Source organism: Halostagnicola larsenii XH-48, from assembly GCF_000517625.1.
GTDB lineage: Archaea > Halobacteriota > Halobacteria > Halobacteriales > Natrialbaceae > Halostagnicola > Halostagnicola larsenii.
This window is the reverse complement of the sequence record NZ_CP007055.1, coordinates 83,030-99,840: the sequence shown is the minus strand read 5'-3', so window position 1 is coordinate 99,840 and position 16,811 is coordinate 83,030. Positions and strand designations below refer to the sequence as shown.

The 16,811-nt window shown below is 61.5% G+C and carries 16 protein-coding genes and 2 tRNA genes; 6 read left to right on the top strand and 12 right to left on the bottom strand.

Annotation, left to right across the window (positions count from 1 at the left end; genetic code table 11):
- Nucleotides 1–122: 122 nt before the first annotated feature.
- Nucleotides 123–878 (top strand): DUF5781 family protein, encoded by a 756-nt coding sequence (locus tag HALLA_RS00480; RefSeq protein WP_049951552.1) that lies wholly within the window; start codon nucleotides 123–125, stop codon nucleotides 876–878.
- A gap of 113 nt (nucleotides 879–991) precedes the next feature.
- On the opposite strand, the gene HALLA_RS00475 is transcribed toward HALLA_RS00480, so the two are convergent.
- The 8 genes from HALLA_RS00475 to HALLA_RS00440 all read right to left on the bottom strand — a co-directional run bounded on the left by HALLA_RS00475 (nucleotide 992) and on the right by HALLA_RS00440 (nucleotide 10,524).
- A complete protein-coding gene (locus tag HALLA_RS00475) occupies nucleotides 992–1,600 on the bottom strand; it encodes a 30S ribosomal protein S7 (protein WP_049951551.1) in 609 nt (202 codons plus the stop codon).
- 2 nt (nucleotides 1,601–1,602) lie between these two features.
- Nucleotides 1,603–2,031 (bottom strand): 30S ribosomal protein S12, encoded by a 429-nt coding sequence (locus HALLA_RS00470; RefSeq protein ID WP_049951550.1) that lies wholly within the window; start codon nucleotides 2,029–2,031, stop codon nucleotides 1,603–1,605.
- Nucleotides 2,032–2,307: 276 nt separating this feature from the next.
- Nucleotides 2,308–2,727, bottom strand: coding sequence for a NusA-like transcription termination signal-binding factor (locus HALLA_RS00465; protein WP_049951549.1), 420 nt, complete (start codon nucleotides 2,725–2,727; stop codon nucleotides 2,308–2,310).
- Nucleotides 2,727–3,920, bottom strand: a complete 1,194-nt coding sequence (rpoA2, locus tag HALLA_RS00460; protein WP_049951548.1) for a DNA-directed RNA polymerase subunit A'' — start codon at nucleotides 3,918–3,920, stop codon at nucleotides 2,727–2,729. The genes HALLA_RS00465 and rpoA2 overlap by 1 nt, the downstream gene beginning before the upstream one ends.
- Nucleotides 3,913–6,876, bottom strand: a complete 2,964-nt coding sequence (locus HALLA_RS00455) for a DNA-directed RNA polymerase subunit A' (protein ID WP_049951547.1) — start codon at nucleotides 6,874–6,876, stop codon at nucleotides 3,913–3,915. The genes rpoA2 and HALLA_RS00455 overlap by 8 nt, the downstream gene beginning before the upstream one ends.
- A 3-nt stretch (nucleotides 6,877–6,879) precedes the next feature.
- A complete protein-coding gene (gene rpoB, locus HALLA_RS00450) occupies nucleotides 6,880–8,709 on the bottom strand; it encodes a DNA-directed RNA polymerase subunit B (protein WP_049951546.1) in 1,830 nt (609 codons plus the stop codon).
- A gap of 6 nt (nucleotides 8,710–8,715) precedes the next feature.
- A complete protein-coding gene (locus HALLA_RS00445; protein WP_049951545.1) occupies nucleotides 8,716–10,296 on the bottom strand; it encodes a DNA-directed RNA polymerase subunit B'' in 1,581 nt (526 codons plus the stop codon).
- A complete protein-coding gene (locus HALLA_RS00440) occupies nucleotides 10,297–10,524 on the bottom strand; it encodes a DNA-directed RNA polymerase subunit H (protein ID WP_049951544.1) in 228 nt (75 codons plus the stop codon). It abuts the gene before it with no gap.
- A gap of 298 nt (nucleotides 10,525–10,822) precedes the next feature.
- Between HALLA_RS00440 and HALLA_RS00435 the strand changes: the two genes are divergently transcribed.
- The 3 genes from HALLA_RS00435 to HALLA_RS00425 all read left to right on the top strand — a co-directional run bounded on the left by HALLA_RS00435 (nucleotide 10,823) and on the right by HALLA_RS00425 (nucleotide 12,124).
- Nucleotides 10,823–10,895: transfer RNA gene (locus HALLA_RS00435), tRNA-Asp, on the top strand.
- A gap of 411 nt (nucleotides 10,896–11,306) precedes the next feature.
- A tRNA-Asp gene (locus HALLA_RS00430) sits at nucleotides 11,307–11,379 on the top strand.
- 292 nt (nucleotides 11,380–11,671) lie between these two features.
- The gene (locus HALLA_RS00425) at nucleotides 11,672–12,124 is read left to right on the top strand and encodes a DUF7382 domain-containing protein (RefSeq protein WP_049951543.1); all 453 of its coding nucleotides are present in this window, start codon (nucleotides 11,672–11,674) and stop codon (nucleotides 12,122–12,124) included.
- Here HALLA_RS00425 and HALLA_RS00420 read toward each other — a convergent pair.
- Both HALLA_RS00420 and thpR read right to left on the bottom strand, forming a co-directional pair.
- On the bottom strand, nucleotides 12,105–12,866 hold the full coding sequence (locus HALLA_RS00420; RefSeq protein WP_049951542.1) for a protein-L-isoaspartate O-methyltransferase family protein: 762 nt from the start codon (nucleotides 12,864–12,866) through the stop codon (nucleotides 12,105–12,107). The genes HALLA_RS00425 and HALLA_RS00420 overlap by 20 nt on opposite strands.
- A gap of 122 nt (nucleotides 12,867–12,988) precedes the next feature.
- A complete protein-coding gene (thpR, locus tag HALLA_RS00415) occupies nucleotides 12,989–13,546 on the bottom strand; it encodes an RNA 2',3'-cyclic phosphodiesterase (RefSeq protein ID WP_049951541.1) in 558 nt (185 codons plus the stop codon).
- Between the two features lie 206 nt (nucleotides 13,547–13,752).
- Between thpR and HALLA_RS00410 the strand changes: the two genes are divergently transcribed.
- Together HALLA_RS00410 and HALLA_RS00405 are read left to right on the top strand one after the other, a co-directional pair.
- On the top strand, nucleotides 13,753–14,514 hold the full coding sequence (locus HALLA_RS00410) for a tetratricopeptide repeat protein (RefSeq protein WP_084568867.1): 762 nt from the start codon (nucleotides 13,753–13,755) through the stop codon (nucleotides 14,512–14,514).
- A 29-nt stretch (nucleotides 14,515–14,543) separates the two neighbouring features.
- On the top strand, nucleotides 14,544–14,834 hold the full coding sequence (locus HALLA_RS00405; protein WP_049951540.1) for a DUF424 domain-containing protein: 291 nt from the start codon (nucleotides 14,544–14,546) through the stop codon (nucleotides 14,832–14,834).
- A 27-nt stretch (nucleotides 14,835–14,861) separates the two neighbouring features.
- On the opposite strand, the gene HALLA_RS00400 is transcribed toward HALLA_RS00405, so the two are convergent.
- Both HALLA_RS00400 and HALLA_RS00395 read right to left on the bottom strand, forming a co-directional pair.
- Nucleotides 14,862–15,743: an ABC transporter permease gene (locus HALLA_RS00400; protein WP_049951539.1), complete on the bottom strand. Its 882-nt coding sequence runs from the start codon at nucleotides 15,741–15,743 to the stop codon at nucleotides 14,862–14,864.
- Entirely contained in the window at nucleotides 15,740–16,732 is a 993-nt protein-coding gene (locus HALLA_RS00395; protein ID WP_049951538.1) for an ABC transporter ATP-binding protein, read from the bottom strand. Before HALLA_RS00395 ends, HALLA_RS00400 begins: the two co-directional genes overlap by 4 nt.
- Nucleotides 16,733–16,811: the final 79 nt, after the last annotated feature.

Sequence of the window (16,811 nt, the reverse complement as noted above, 5' to 3'; positions counted from 1 at the left end):
ATGTCATGCACGAACAGTTTTGTGATTCTACTTCGGATCCCACCCCGGTCGAATCGAACGGTAGCCATTGGTACCGAACGGGCGAAACAGACATACACGGCCAGCCCTTGCTATTGGTACCCATGGATATCCGCGTTCACGGATCGGGCCCTGCCGCTCCCTTTCTCAGCGCCCAAGACCGCTTCGAAACCGAACACGACCTCTCGCTGCCAGTCACCGTTCGCCTCAAGGACGACCCCGACGAACGCACCTGGGCCGCCCACTACGACGACTACCACGTGTTGAACATCTCGAGACAGGCCGCCTCGAGCGCGATGGCCAGCGAACTCGCCCTCCACGAGTTCGCCCACATGGCCCGCCACGAGCAAGCCCACCCCTCACACACCCAGTCGATCGATGAGGTACTCTATCTTGCACTCGGAGGCAAACGTGTCGAGCGACGACAACTCGCTCACTGCTACCAGATTGCAAATCACATGAAAGACATCTACGCCGACGATATCACCCTCTCTGTGGGTCCCGGAAAGAAGCTGCTGGCCTTCCTCGAGTCCTCGCTCGCGACGGCGGTCGCGGATCGGCCGAACCCACCCTCGAGACCCGGCCTCGAGAGAATCTCGCCGAGTGCGGACCCCGAAATCACGGCCGTGAACGCGGCCTTTGCGCTGGCACTTGGTGAGCGCCACGACCTCCTCGAGGCCGATCACCGACTGTACGACCTCGCCCACGCCGCCGCGATGGACGCGCCGGGAGTCGATTTCGAGGGATTCAGACAGCGCTTTCGCGAACTCGCCGAGGAACCCGACTCGAGTACATACAAGCAGGTTTTGGTGGACGCGACTCGATCCTACGTCGGCGACGAGCGGATGGCAGCAGAGTAATTCGACGTCTGCACAACCGATCCGCGGAGACGACTTGCTCGCGAAGATCGATCGGAGCTAACTCGAGAGCGCCAGCTATGTGACGTGAAAAATCGAAAAGATCGATCCGAGCGTTAGCGGGCGGCGGCCGCGACGCGCTCTTTTTCTTCTTTCTGACTGATCGCGTACGTCTGGACGTCGTAGTCTGCAGCGCCGATGAGTTGGCTCGCGATCGCCTCCTCAGCGGGCGTCGGCGTCTTGAAGGAGTTGCTCTGAACGCCGTCTGCGATGAACTTCAGCGCCTGGTCGACACGGCGCTGCGGTGCGACATCGACCGCCTTCGGAACGGAGATGCCACCGTATTTCAGGCGGACGGTCTCCTCTCGAGGCGCGGCGTTTTCGACGGCCGAGACGAGCACTTGCACCGGATTCTCCTCGGTGCGCTCGTGGACGATATCGAAGGCGTCACGAACGAGATTCAGCGTCTGCTGTTTCTTGCCCGTGTTCTCCTCGGTCTGCATCAACCGATTGATGAAGCGCTCGACGATCGAGATCTGGGACTTCTGGAACTGTTTGCTCGCGTGACGGCCCGCGGTGTGAGCGACCGGGGTCGCGTTGATGTATCGTTCCGTCGAGGGGTCGCCGTACTCGATCTCGGTAACGTCCCACTTGCCGAACAGTTGCGCCGAGACATCGGTACCGCCGGCGGGGGCGTCCGGATCTGGTTGGTCTTCTGCGGCCATGATTATCGCACCGGTTTCTCCGCGTTTCCGCGAACGAGTTCCTTCATGGCGACGCCGTTGACCTTGTCGACCTTGTAGTTGACACCCGAGAGGTCACCCATCGCACGACCCTTCGCGCCACCGATACCGGCGATGGTCACTTCGTCGTGCTCATCGATGAAGCTGATTGCACCGTCACCGGGACAGAACGCGGTGACCTGCTTGCCGTTCTTGATGAGTTGGACCCGGACGCACTTTCGGATCGCCGAGTTGGGCTGTTTCGCCTCGATACCAACCTTCTCGAGGACGATCCCGCGAGCCTGCGGGGCACCCTCGAGCGGGTCGGACTTCTCTCGAAGTCCACGTGCGCGGCGCGCGTAGTCAGAGTCGGACCACCGCTGATTCTGGCGGTCCTTCTTGAGCTTGCGCGCGGCATATTTGCCGTTTGCCATGCACGTCGCTATCCGACGGAGGCACTTAAGCATCCCCCTTTGGAGTCGGCGTTACGCCGCGAGAACGCTCGACGTACCCCCCTCGAGGATTCTGAGCGCGTTTCGGGGTTCGAACTGTACGGAGAGCACGCGGTCTGTAAGTACAGGCGGTCCCCTCTCGAGCGATTCAGTGCGATCACGAGTTGCGATCGGATCGTCGATCAATTGGCAACGAGTGTGTGTAGCGGTCGCTCAGTGGGAAAGTGCACAACCGCTCGCGAAAAATCGCGGATATCGTCACAGTAGTTGTACGTCATCGAACCCGAAGTGACGAGCCGCCAACGTCCGCGCCCGTTCGATTGTTTCGCCGTTCGACCCGATCGCGACGCCGCGGTCTTGGTCTGCAACCTCGACGTAGGCGACGAGGTCGTCGTTTTGGCTGATGGTCACGTTGTACACCGACGCGGGCGCCAGCGCGTTCGCGACGAAGGCCTCGGGATCGTCTGCGTCCTCGACGAGTCGAACGGATTTGTCGACCCGCTCTTCGAACTGCGTAACGTTCTGTCCGCCGGGGCCGATCGCCTCGCCCATCTCGCCGCTTTCGACGACGATCAGCAGTTTGTCATCGTTGACGAGACAATCCTGCCCCGTCGTCCCCGTCACGTCTTCGAAGACCGCGAGGTACCGACGTGCCTCGTCCTCGAGGGTAACGCCCATCAGTCGGCCTGGCTACTCGGCCCGGTCGATCCCATCCGCAGGTCGACGTCTCCGGTGCCGAGCTTGATCGGTTTGCCGACGATGACGTTCTCCGTGACGCCGTCAAGTTTGTCGATCTCGCCGTGAATCGCCGCGTTCAGGAGGTGGTTGACCGTAACCTCGAACGCCGCTCGAGCGAGGACGGAATCTTTCGATCCGGAGATGCCGTGCCGACCGATCGACTCGATCGTTCCCTCGTTGGTCATCATGTCGGCGACGAGCATTAGGTGGCGAACGTTCACGTCGTCGAGACCCTGCTCGGCCAGGGTGTTGTTCGTCTCCTCGATGATCGTCTCACGAGCGGCCTCGATGCCGAGGTTTCGGTGAATCTCGTGAATATTGTTACACTTCGTCCGCGATGCGTCGACGCCCTCGATCGCGAGCGCGTCGCCGAAGGCCGATCCCTCGGTGTAGAGGATGAACTCCTCGCTGCCGTCGTCGAGTTCTTCGCGGCGGATGACGACGCGGGAAACCTCTTCGATGCCTTTGAACGTAATGTCTCGAAGCTCTTCGACGAGCTGCAAGAGGTCGCGGTAAGAGGGCTCTTCGGGACCGAATTCGATCGTCGTTCCCTGCTGAACCGTCTTCACGCCGAGGTTATCCTCGATGATCTCTGCGACCTCTTCGGCCGTGATCATCCGCTCTTCGAGGGTATCCTTGTTCAGCGAGATCTGGACGCGCATATCCGCGACGTTCGTCGATACGTCACCGAGCGCGAGGATCTTCGTCGCCTCGAGCTTCCAGACGACCTCGTGGGCCTTCTCTCGCTCCGTGGCGTACTCGTCCTCGAGGTACACCGTCATCATCGGCGTATCCGGCGTCTTCCGGGCGTCGACCAGTTCGATGAGCCGTGGCAGGCCCTGGGTCACGTCGATCTCTGCGACACCGGCGTAGTGGAACGTGTTCATCGTTAGCTGCGTTCCGGGTTCGCCGATCGATTGTGCGGAGACCGTACCGACGGGGTCGAGCGGATCGACTCGCGTATCGACGTACTTGTTCTCGACTGCTGTGACGATGTCGTTGATCTGCTCGTTCGTGAGCGCGTCTCGAGCCTCGATCGTCTCGTAGACGTTGTCTTTGAGCCGTCGCGGTAGGTCCGAATCCTCGACGAGCACGATCGTATCCTCGCTCACGTCGTAGGTGATCTCAGTCATCGGAGCTCACCTCCGCGCCGTCGGGCAGTCGACGACTGTCCGCGTGCTCGGAGAGGTTCGTCGTCTCCTGCTTCGGCCCGATGAACGCCGCCTTCTCGGCGTCGTCCTCGAACTCGGCTTCAACGATGCGATCGGCGATCCCTTCGACGTCCACAACGTGTTCCTCGTCGGAGCCGACCTTGACCGGCGAAGTGCCGTCCTCGCCGAACTCGAACTGGACGATCGTATCGCTCGTGTCGCGAACGGTTCCGTCGTACTGGGTCTCGAGTTCCGAGAGGGCGTTGATCAATCGGCGCTGGAGGTATCCGGACTTCGAGGTCCGGACTGCCGTATCGACCAGCCCCTCGCGGCCACCCATCGCGTGGAAGAAGAACTCCCGCGGAGTCAGTCCGCTCGTGTAAGAGTTTTCGACGAACCCGTGGGCCTCCGCGGAGAGGTCGTTCGGTTCGTAGTGCGAGAGGGTCCGGTCTTCGTAGCCGCGGTTGATACGCTCTCCCCGAACTGCCTGCTGACCGACACAGCCGGCCATCTGGGTCAGGTTAAGCATCGAGCCACGCGCTCCGGATTCGGCCATGACGACCGCGGGGTTATCCTCGTTAAAGTGTTCCTCCGCGATGTTACCCGCGTTGTCACGCGCCCGCGAGAGCGTCTGCATGATCTTCATCTCGAGGGTCTCGTCGATCGTCCGGCCGGGCAGGCTCTCGAGTTCGCCCGCGTCGTAAGCGTCGATGAGTTCCTCGACGCGGTCGTTCGCATCGAGAATCGTCTCGTCAATGCGGTCTTGAGCCTCCGAGGGGATGGTCTCGTCGTCGATCCCGATCGAGAACCCGAAGTGCATGATCGCACGCATCGCCAGCGTCGAAATTTCGTTGATGAAGACGCGAGAGCGGGTGTTTCCGTACTGCTTCGTGATCGTATCGACGATCTCGCCGCCGAACTCGCCGACCTCGTCTTCGGCGATGGTGCCCTCAACGAGCTGTCCGTCCTCGATGATCACGTCCTCGCCGATCGTTCCGATGAACTCGAGATCGAGATCGTCCGGGAGCAGTTCGGAGAAGACGTCGCGTCCGGTCCAGAACGGCTCTCCCTCGTCGTCGATGCCGCTGGGTTCGGGCAGTTCGTCGATCCGCGTCGCACGGAGCAAGTCGAGCGCCTGCGTCTCGTTGAACCGTGGATTGTCGTGGGTGAGCAGGTACGTTCCCGAGATGTGGTCCTGGATCGCGCCGATGATGTTCTCACCGAAGCGCGGCGAGAGGATCTGTTCTTGCACGCGCATGAGGACCCGGGCCTCCGCTCGAGCCTCCTCGTTTTGCAGCGCGTGCATGTTCATCTCGTCGCCGTCGAAGTCGGCGTTGTACGGCGGACAGACGACGGTGTTGAGACGGAACGTCTTGTACGGCATGACCACGACCTCGTGGGCCATGATCGACATCCGGTGCAGCGACGGCTGCCGGTTGAAGATGATGATGTCGCCGTCGATGAGGTGCCGGTTGACCTCCCAGCCCGGGCCGACCGTCTGGATGCCTTCCGCATCGGACTCTTCGGTCATTCCAGCGAGTGCCTCACAGTTTTTCTCCGTGACCTTGAGGCGGCGACCGTCGGGGCGACGAACGTAGTTCGCACCGGGGTGCGTGTTCGGTCCGTTCGCGACGTACCGTCTGGCCTCTTCGACGTTTCGCTCGGTGACGAGCATCGTCTGGGTCATCTCCGAGGCAACCCGATCCGGAACGCCGACCTCGTTGAGCGAGAGGGTCGGGTCGGGCGAGATAACGGTTCGGGCGGAGAAGTTCACGCGCTTGCCCGAGAGCGAGCCGCGGAATCGACCCTCCTTGCCTTTCAGCCGCTGGCTGAGTGTCTTGAGCGGGCGACCCGATCGGTGACGAGCCGGCGGCGTTCCCGAAATCTCGTTGTCCATGAACGTCGTGACGTGGTACTGGAGCAGTTCCCAGAGGTCCTCGATGATCAGCTGTGGCGCGCCGGCCTCGCGATTCTCCATGAATCGCTGGTTGATCCGGATGATGTCCACGAGCTTGTGCGTGAGGTCGTCCTCGCTCCGCTGACCGTTATCCAGCGTAATCGACGGTCGCGCCGTCACGGGCGGAACCGGCAACACGGTGAGGATCATCCACTCCGGTCGGGAGCGGTCGGCGTCGATTCCTAGTACCTGAATATCCTCGTCGGGAATGTTCTCGAACCAGTCCCGGATGTCGCTCGGCATCAGTTTGTTCGTATCCTCCTCGGTGAGGTCAATGTCCAGGGCCTTCTCGATGGCCTTGCGCTGGCTCTCGCGCGGGCGGAACGACCCCGAAAGGATTTCGTTGACTCGAGTGATTTCGATGTCGGTCTTCTCGGCGAGTTCGTCGGGCGTCGTTCGCTCGATGCCTTCCTCTTCGTCGCCCTGCATCGCTCCCGCGATCCGCTGGGAGAACTCGCTGGTGAGAACCTGCTGGACCTCGTAGTAGGTCGTCGGCTTCTCGTGGTCGATGTCGTACTGGATTTCGCCACAGTGGGGACAGCGATCCTTCTTTCGCGCCTGACGAATCGCTGCCTTGGTGACGTCGTTTAAGTCCCGTCCGAGTTTTCGCGACTCCGTGATATCGTCGCGGAACTCGTCGCGTTCGTCCTCGGTCAACAGGAGCTTCGAACACTCCCGACAGGTCCCGCGAAGGAGCCGTCGAATGAGTTTGGTAAAGCCGACGTGGATGACCGGCGCTGCCAGTTCGATATGTCCGAAGTGGCCGTTACACGATCCGGAGTGTTTCCCGCAGGTCTTGCACTCGAGACCGGGGTCGATGACGCCCAGTCGCGGGTCCATCAGCCCCATGTCGATGGGGAACCCGTCGTCGTCGTACGTGTCGGCGGTGATGATCTTCGTCGCGCTCATCTCCCGATACTCCTCGGGCTCCATGAGCCCGAAGTTTATCGATCCGATGTCTTTTGGTGTGCTGTTTTGCATGGGTTAGACGGCGTCTACTAGTTCCAGTCGTGGTGCGATACCCAGCGCCTTCATCTCGTCTAAGAGGAGCTTGAACGCGTAGCTCATCTCGATTTCGTGGATGTCGGTCTCCTCGTCGCAGTTCGGGCAATAGACCCGACGCTGCTCGACGTTCTCGACTGCGCTCATTCCACACTGTCCGCAGACGTTGATGAACTCGCGGTCGGACTCGTCGAGGAGCCGCTCTTTGAGCGTCATGGCCGCGCCGTGGCCGATGAAAACGTCCCGCTCCATCTCTCCAATACGGAGTCCGCCTTCGCGGGCGCGACCCTCGGTCGGCTGGCGGGTGAGAACCTGCACCGGCCCGCGAGAGCGAGCGTGCAGCTTGTTCGAGACCATGTGGTAGAGCTTCTGGTAGAAGATGATTCCGACGAAAATCTCGGCCTCGATTTTCTCTCCCGTGACGCCCGAATACATCGTCTCCTTGCCCGACGATTCGAAGCCGGACTCTTCGAGACCGCCCCGAAGTTCGTCTTCGTCCTCGCCGAGGAACGGCGTCCCGTCGACGCGACGCCCTTCCATCGCGCCGAGTTTGCCGCCGATCATCTCGAGGATGTGCCCGACGGTCATCCGCGAGGGCAGTGCGTGCGGATTAATCACGAGGTCGGGAACGACGCCCGCCTCGGTAAAGGGCATGTCCTCCTGCGGTGCGAGGTGGCCGACGACACCCTTCTGGCCGTGTCGGCTGGCGAACTTGTCCCCGAGTTCGGGGATCCGCTCGTCGCGCACGGAGACCTTCGAGAGCTTCGAACCGTCCTCGCCTTCCATCAGCGTGACCGTGTCGACGACGCCGCTCTCTCCCGAGCGCATCGTAACACTGGTCTCACGGCGTTTCTGTGGCGAGAGACCGCCCATGTCGTCCGGCTCCTCGAGGAAGCGCGGCGGACTCGTCTTCCCGAGCAGGACGCTGTTTTCGTCGACGTCCGTTTCGGGGTTGACCAGTCCGTCCTCGTCTAAGTGCGTGTAGGCTTCCTCGCCGCGAGCACCGCGGACATCCTGGGAAGGAATCTCGAATCGATCCTCCTGTCCGCCGGGATAGCGTCGTTCCTCGCCCTCGTAGGTCCGGAAGAAATGCGAGCGAGCGAGCGCGCGCTCGACGCTGGCTTTGTTCATGACCAGCGCGTCCTCGATGTTGAACCCCTCGTAACTCATCACGGCGACGACGAAGTTCTGTGCGGCGGGTCGGTCGTCGAAGCCGATCTGCTCGGTCGTCTGGGTCTTGACCATCGAAAGCTGCGGGTAGTGCAGCAGGTGCTGGCGCGTGTCCGGGCGAATTCGGTAGTTCGCCGACGGCAGCCCCAGCGACTGCTTGACCATCCCCGCACCCATCGTAATACGCGGAGAGGCGTTGTGTTCCGGGTACGGAATCATCCCTGCACCGATCCCGAAGATCAGTTGCGGGTCGATCTCGAGGTGCGTGTGGCGTTCGTTGAGATCGTCCTCGTCGACCGCAACGTAGATGTCCTCTTCCTCCTCGGCGTCGATGAACTCGATGTAGCCGTGGGCGACGAGGTCCTCGAACTCGAGTTCGTCGTTGCGGAGCGCTTCGATCTCCTCGTCGGTGATTCGCGGTTCACCGTCCTCGACGACCAGCAGCGGTCGTCGCGCTCGTCCGGCGTCGGCGTTGATGATTACTTCGCGCGTGCGATCTTTGACGGAGACGTTGACCATCTCCGAGACGTCGCCGAGACGTCGTGCTTCGCGGATCTGTTCGGCAAGTTCGTGCGGATCGTCGTGGGTCCCCACCAGCGATCCGTTCACGTACACCTTGGCTTCTCGTTGTTGGCTACTCATTAGTGATTAGTCGTCTGCCGGCGATGTCGTTCGTTCGATACCTTCGATGCCAGGAATGCCCTCTACCCCCATCGACGCCAGTTCGCGTTTGAGTTCCTGCTCGTCGTCGACGTTCTGGGAGAGTTCCATCGCCTGTGCGAAGTTCTTTACGAGCCCGCAGTTCGGTCCCTCGGGCGTCTCCGAGGGGCAGATGCGACCCCACTGGGTCGCGTGTAAGTCCCGCGCCTCGAAGTGTGGCTGTGAGCGAGAGAGCGGCGAACGCAGGCGGCGAAGGTGGGAAAGAACTCCCATGAAGTCGGTCCGATCGACTAGCTGAGAGACGCCCGACCGGCCGCCGACCCAGTTACCCGTCGCGATCGGGTGCTCGAGTCGTTCCGTAAGCACGTCCGATCGAACGACGGTGTTGACCGACAGCTGACGATTTCGCATGTTAGCTCGCTCGAGCTGGTACTTCACGTCCCGGGCCAGCTTGTTGAGTGCCGTCCGGAACAGGTCTTTCATCAGGTCGCCGCTGACCTTCAGGCGCTTGTTCGCGTAGTGGTCCTTGTCGTCGGATTCGCGTCGGTCGAGCGCGAGTTCGAAACACGCCTCGGCCATCCGACAGAGGTAGTGTGCCTTGTTGATTCGCACGTCCTCCTCCTCGACGCCGTCCTCGTGGAGGTGCGGGAGCAGGTATCGGTCGATGACGTAGTTGGCCCGTTTGAGCTGGTAGTTCTTGCCCTGGCCGGAGGCGACGCGTTTTCCGAGTTCTTCGATCGCCTGCTCTTCGGTCTGGACCTCCGCTTCCTCCAGGTTCTCGAGCATGTACTTGACGACCTCGGGGTCGTTCGAGACCTTGTGGACGATCTCTTCGTCTGACTCGAGTCCGAGCGCGCGAACGAGCGTGACGAAGTTGATCGAGCCCGAAACGGACGGGAACGAGACCTCGAGCAAGCCGTCTCGAGTGCGTTCACACAGCACGAGCGCGCGGTAGCCACGGCGCTGGGAGAACGTCTTGGCGACCTGAATCTCGTCGCCGTACTTGGTGTCGTACTCCGCGAGGATCTTGTTCGGTGCGAGGTCCTCGCTGGTCATGAGCACGCGCTCGGAACCGTTGACGATGAAGTAGCCGCCAGGGTCGGCGGGGTCTTCACCGATGTCGATCAGTTCCTGGTCCGAAAAGCCCGCGATGTTACACTTATCGGAGCCGACCATGACCGGCATTCGACCGATCTTCGTCTCCGTGGAGTCGACGACCCGCTGGTCGCCCTCTTCGCCCTTGACGATGGACATCTCCATGAAGACCGGTGCGGAGTAGGTGATGTTCCGGAGTCGAGCCTCCTGCGGGTACAACAGCTCCTCGGAACCGTCTGCTTCTCGAACGCGTGGCGTGACGACGCGGACATCACCGAGTTCGACGTGAACCGGTTCTTCGCCTTCCTTGTCGCCGATGTCCGTATCGATCGTCTCCTTCTCGTCGACGACGCGTTGCATCCCCCGGTTGAGAAAGGAGTTGAACGAACGGTAGTGGTGTTCTGCGAGCCGTTCCTTCGAAAAATATTCGCGCGAAATGTCCCGTCGTTTGGATCTGTTAAGTTCTGTTGCCATTTATTCCACCACGAGTCGGTAAATTACCGCCTGGTCGGTCGTCCGAGAGTCCCGAACGATCTTGATTACGTCTCCGATCTCGGCCTCGTCGGGCAGTGCAGGATCGTTGCGTTTGATTTTCGGTAAGTCTGTGCGGTCGATGTCGTACTCGTCGAGCACCTCGTCGAGGACCTCATCCTCGAGGACGGTGTGCTCTGGAACGAGTTCGTGTTGGCTTACGTCTACCATGGGTTGTGCTGGGCTATGGGGAGAGAAGCTGCTGTCACGAGATACTACAGTAACGTATCGGCGGGAGGAAGTTAAGCGTTTCTAAGTCGGACGCAAGCGTAGCGCTATCCGGCCGGCCCAACCTGACCGGAGCATCCGTTCACATTGTAAAATACCCCGTTATCAGTTAAATCCCTTATGGGAAGTGTAATACACGAGTTATGTTTAGCCGGCGAGAGCTTTCCCCGGTGAGAAGTACCACACGACGCTCGAGTGAGAATCCTTAAGAGTGCCACCACGAAATGGATGGATGCAGGGTGCCCGGGTGGTGTAGTGGCCCATCATACAACCCTGTCACGGTTGTGACGCGGGTTCAAATCCCGCCTCGGGCGTTTTCCGCCGTTCAATTTCTGAGCGAGGAGCGGTTGCGACGAGCGAAGACTGAACGGCGGAAAACCCAAACAGGGATTTGAATCAGGGAGTGAAGCGAACAGAGTGAGCGAAGCGACCGTGGTTCAAATCCCGCCTCGGGCGCTTTCTACTGACGCTACGTCACGAGTTCGGGTATACATCCCGACTCGAGGAAGTTCCCGAGAATCGAACGACCCACGTGCACGAAGTCTACAACGAGTTCGAGACACAATCGATCCAAGACAGCCCGTACACAATTCGAACATAGCGGCGATCGATGGCCGTCGCAAAATCCTGCTATCCGCTCGAGTGGTCTCCCCGGTTCGGGTTCCCACGCAGCCATCGATTGGAAAGCCTTAATACCGTCACCGGGAAACGAACTGATGCAGGGTGCCCGGGTGGTGTAGTGGCCCATCATACAACCCTGTCACGGTTGTGACGCGGGTTCAAATCCCGCCTCGGGCGCTTTCTCACAATTCAAACTCGTGAGCAACCAGCTTGCTGTGTTGCGAACACCTACATTGTGAAAAGCGGCATGAAGGGTTTGAACCAGTGAGCGAAACGACTGTGGTTCAAATCCCGCCTCGGGCGCTTTTCACAATTTAACCCCGTGAGTAGCTATTTTGCTCTCTCGAGCGGTCTACATTTTGGAAACCGATAGGAAGCGGGCCGATCGAACGAGCGTTACGAGCAACGGGATAACCCGAATACGGATTTCGGACGGGAGTTTATATACGAGGGGTCGGCCAAACGCCGTATGCGAACTCCCGGAGGATTTCACGAGGACGAGCGAGCGATCGAAGGACTCCCGATTCGACTCGTCATCGCGCTCGTCGTCGGCGTCGCCTGCCTCGGAATTATGATGAACATGCTCAGCGGCATCGGAACGCTCTCACAGACCGAAGTCGACGTCGAGATAGAGCCGACGACGGTTCCCGCCGAAACCCAAGAAGAGGTCAACATCACCGTGGTCGGCGACGACGGAAACGAGGTCGAAGACGCAACCGTCATCGTCTCGAGCGGGAGCGCATCGATAACCGAAACCGAAGACGCGGAAACGGATAGCGACGGGATCGCTTCGGTCGATCTCGAGCCCGAAATCAGACAGGGACAGGGAACGGGAACGCTCGAGATCGACGTCCACCCGCCGACGAGCACCGACTACGTGGACGAACAGGGCAACAACGAGATTATCGTGACCGAGAGCTGATCGTTCCCTCCCATTCGATCCACTCCTGTTCCCAGCCCCGCCGTGACTGTGCGTGCCGGACCGCATGCTCGCGGTCCTCTCGAGCGGTCCGGTTTCGTTCGACGGCCCCGGACTGTTCACCCTCGACTAACAGCGGATCGAACGAGACGACACCGCGTTCGACCGCGGTCGCGGTGCCGTCCGGCGCAACTGCCGTCAGTCGCTGTGGATGGCCGCCTCGCGGGTACACCAATCGACCGCCGTCGGCCAACTGGCGGACGAGCGCCTCCGGCGGCGCTATCGCGGTCGCTTCGAGGAGGATGCGATCGAACGGGGCGTACTCCGGCAGTCCGGACGCGCCGTCGGCGCAGTCGACGAGAATGCCGTCGTATCCGGCGTTCTCGAGGTTCGCTCGCGCTTCGTAGACGATCGGTCTAGCGATATCGATGGCGTGGACGTTCGCCTCGCCGACGAGTTCGGCGGCGACGGCCGCCGTGTAGCCCACGCCGGCACCGACGATCAAAACGTCGTCGTCGGCGGTCGGCGAAAGGAACTGCAACAAGCGAGCGGCCACGCTGGGTGCGAGGACGCGCGTTCCGAGGCAGTCGGTATCCCGGTCGGCGTAGGCCAATCGCTCGTCGTCGAAGAACTCGTGGCGAGAGACGTCACGCATCGCGACGCCGATATCCTCGTCGGTGAGGATTCCTTTGGCCGGGGACTCGAGTCCGTCGACCATATCCTCTCGTAAGACCGCCGGATCCATACGCGACCTAAACTGGCGACGGTAATCAAAGACGCGCTTGCGCTCCCGCACACGTTCGAAAGACGATCACCGACGAGACGGGTCGAGTTCGCGAGCTAAACGGGTTCGGACGAACAGATCGGTTACCGCAGCGGTATTCGTCGCACCGTCGAATACACGGGACCATCAGTCTCGAGCGTGCTCTCGGTCAAGCGAACCGACTCGACGCGCGTTTCTCCAACGGTCGGATCGCGATTGCTGACAACGCGCTGAACGAGGTCCTTTCCGCCGGCGTGTTCCATCCGGGCGAGGGTGACGTGTGGCGTGAAGTCGTGTTCCGCTGCCTCGAAGCCCATCGCCGTCGTTTTGGCTTCGATCGCCTCGTGTAACTGTCGAAGTTGCTCCCCGCCGGTTTCGACGCCGAGCCAGACGACGGTGATGTACTCGAGGTCCGGAAAGACGCCGAGCCCGCCGAATCGGGCGGGAAACGGGTCGAGATCCGCATCCGCGACGGCAGCTTCGAGTTCGGACTCGAGTGCCGGCACTCGAGCCTCGGCGACGTCGCCGAGGAATGTGAGCGTGATGTGGGCCTGCGTGGGATCGACGAGTTTCAATCCGCTTGCGTCCTCGAGCGTCGCCTGGAGGTCTGCGATCGGTTCTGCGAGGTCCTCGGGGAGGTCGACGCTGACGAACAGTCGCATGGGCGGTGATTCGAGCGCGACGGTATTCAACGGACGGGAGAACCAAGCCGCTCGAGAGACAGCGGACTACCAACGGGAACAGCGGAGGCCGAAGTGCGGGGAGCCACCGATCGAAGAGCGAGACAACGGACCACGGAAGGCAGGCAGCAAACCACCGACTCTAGTCGGTCGCAGGTCTTAACAGTCCTCGCCGCCAAAAAATACTAATGACCGAACGAGAGGACGAGCGAGAGGACGAACACCAGTTCTCCGAGGGGGAGGGGATCGATCAGTCGTACGAGGAGTTCGATCTCGATCCGCCGGAACTCGGCGTCGATCCGACGAAGGTCGACCCGGTCGACTCCCGCGCCGTTACGGATCTGCTGGACGAGCGAAATATCGGGAGCGACGAGGTCGACGCAGAAGAACTGCTCGAGGTAGGGCTAAGCTACATGCGGATCAATCGCCACGAGCAGGCGACCGAAGCCTTCGAACGGGCGGCCAACTTCGCCGAGGACGACCTCGTCGAGCAGGAGGCGTGGGTGAACAAGGGCGTGGCCCACGCCGAACTCGAGGAGTACGATCAGGCGATCGGCGCACACCAGGAGGCCCTTCGCATCGACGACTCGAGCGAACACGCCGCGAGCGCGGAGACGAACCTCGCGTACGCGCTCTGGGAGTTCGGCGAGACCGCACAGGCGCTCGAGCACGCCGAACGCGCCGTCGAGATCGACGAGCGGTTCGCCCAGGCCTGGTTCAATCGGGCGTTTTTCCTCGCGGAACGCGGCCTCGCCGAGGAGGCACACAATTGCATCGACAACGCGATTCGACTCGGACTCCGAAACGCGCAAGTTCTAGAGGAAAAAGCGCGGATTCTCGAGGAGCTCGGCGAGTACGACGAGGCCGAGGAGATCGCCGAGGAGGCCAACGAAATGCGCGAGAACGCCGAAGAGCGACTCGTCGAAGAGCGCCAGCAGCTACAGGAGTAGCGTGAGTAGCGATGACATCTGAGAGGGACATGATCGTCGCGGAACGCGAAACGCCGGAGGGGTTGCTCGTCGCCGTCTGCGACCGCGAGGTCCTCGGGGAGACGTTCGAGAGCGGCGAGTTCTCGCTGACGGTCACCGAGGAGTTTTACGGCGGGGACGACGCCGGCGAGCAGGAGGTCACGAACAGTCTCGCTCGAGCGACCGTCGCCAACATCGTCGGCGAAAAGGCAGTCGACCTCGCGGTCGACGAGGGTATCGTCGACGAGGCGAACGTGCTCGAGGTCGGCGAGACGGTTCACGCGCAGTTATTGCGGATGTAGGACAGGAGCCTGCGGAATGTCGCAGGGTTACAACTCCGCTCGCTGGAAACGATAGTACCCGATAGCGACGGGGACGACGAGCCAGAAGACGAGGACGACGAGCCCAAACCACTCCTGGAGGAAGAACGGGGCGTCGCCGGATCCGGCGTAGCGTTCGGCCGGCGTCAGCTGGTAGGCTTCGATCGACTCGAGGCCGTACTGGAACTGGAAGGGAAAGATGTTACCTTCGACGACGGAACTCGCCAGGTTCGTGTACGCGAAGATCGGATTGAACTGATCGAGTAGCAGATACCAGGTTTCCGGTTCGAGCGGCGGCCCTTCGTCGTAGAGGAGGTAGTACGAGCCGGCGGTAAGGAGTTCCCAGAGGGCGACGAACACCATGTAGATTCCAACGACGATAGCCATCGAACGACCCCGCGACGAAACGCTCGCGGAGACGCCGACCGCCATCCCGACGAAGGTAATTCCGAACAGCACGGTCAGCGCCCCGAAGGCGAGCCAGTCGACGAGCGGGACGGTGCCGAAAAGCGCCAGACTGAGGACGAGGGCGACGAGGAACGCGAGCGCGACCGCAACGACGACGACGGCGGTTCGACCCAGTAACTTCCCGAAGACGACGTCGGACCGGTTCGGTGGCAGGCCGAGCAAGAGTTTGATGCTTCCCGACCGTCGTTCGCCGACGACGGCCATGTAGCCGACGATGAGCGCGGCGACCGGGAGGACTACCTGTAACGGAAACCCGAGAAATCCCAGCACCTCGGCGCCGGCGACGTCCTCGACGGTCGCCCAGATAGCCACGTAGCCCACACCGGCGATGACGACGAGCAGCCCGATCAGGATCCAGAGGAGTTTCGATCGGCCGGCATCGGCGAAGTCCTTTCGCGCGACGGTCCCGATATGAGAGGTCATTCTGCCACCCCACTGTCAGGGCTCTCCAACGTGGGACCGGCGGGGGTTTCCGGGTTCCGTCCGGGGTTCTCCCGTCCTCCATCGGCGTTCGTCAACGTCGTAAACAGCGACTCGAGCGAGACTTCCTCGATCCGAACGTCGCGAATCGTCGCGCCCGCTCGTTCGAGTTCGACGATGACCGTCGCCTTCGCCGCCGGATCGACGACGGAACACTCGAGCGTCTGGCCGGAGACGGACACCGAAGTCACCCCCTCGGTCGACCCAACGACCTCCCGGGCGCGCTCGTCGGGTGCTGCGAGCGTCAGGCGCATCGTCGCGTCGCCGCCGATCGACTCGCGCAGTCCCTCGATCGTGTCGACGGCGACGAGAGTGCCGTCGTTCAACACCCCGATGCGGTCACAGACCGCCTCGACGTGTTCTAAGATGTGACTCGAGAAGAAGACGGTCGTCCCGGAATCGGCCTCGTTCCGGACGAGGTCTTGCATCTCGCGGATGCCGTGTGGATCGAGCCCCGAGGATGGTTCGTCCATGATCAACAGGTCCGGATCGCCGACGAGCGCCATCGCCGTCGCGAGCCGCTGGCGCATTCCCGTCGAATACTCCCCCGCTCGCCGGCTTCGGTCCTCGGGATCCAACCCGACGCGCGCTAAGAGTTCGTCGGGATCGTCCGCGGCGTCTTTCGTCTCGATCGCGAACTCGACGTGACGCCGGCCGGTCAGTCGCGGGTAGCAATCGAATCCCTCCGGAAGGACGCCGACGCGGGGACTGATCTCGTCGGCGTCCTCGTGTGAATCGTAGCCGAGCACCGTCGCCGACCCCGCGGTCGGTCGCGTGAAATCCAACAGCGTGTTGATCGTCGTCGACTTGCCGGCGCCGTTCGGCCCCAAAAAGCCGAACACCTCCCCCTCTCTGACCTCGAGATCGAGGTCGTCGACTGCGGTCAGATCACCATACTGCTTCGTCAAACCGGACGTACGTATCGCAGCCATCGTGGACTATCTACCACATTGTCTTTTATAGTTCGACAGCCGGGGTTTCAGTAGCAGAGACAGTTAGACGGTGGGGTTA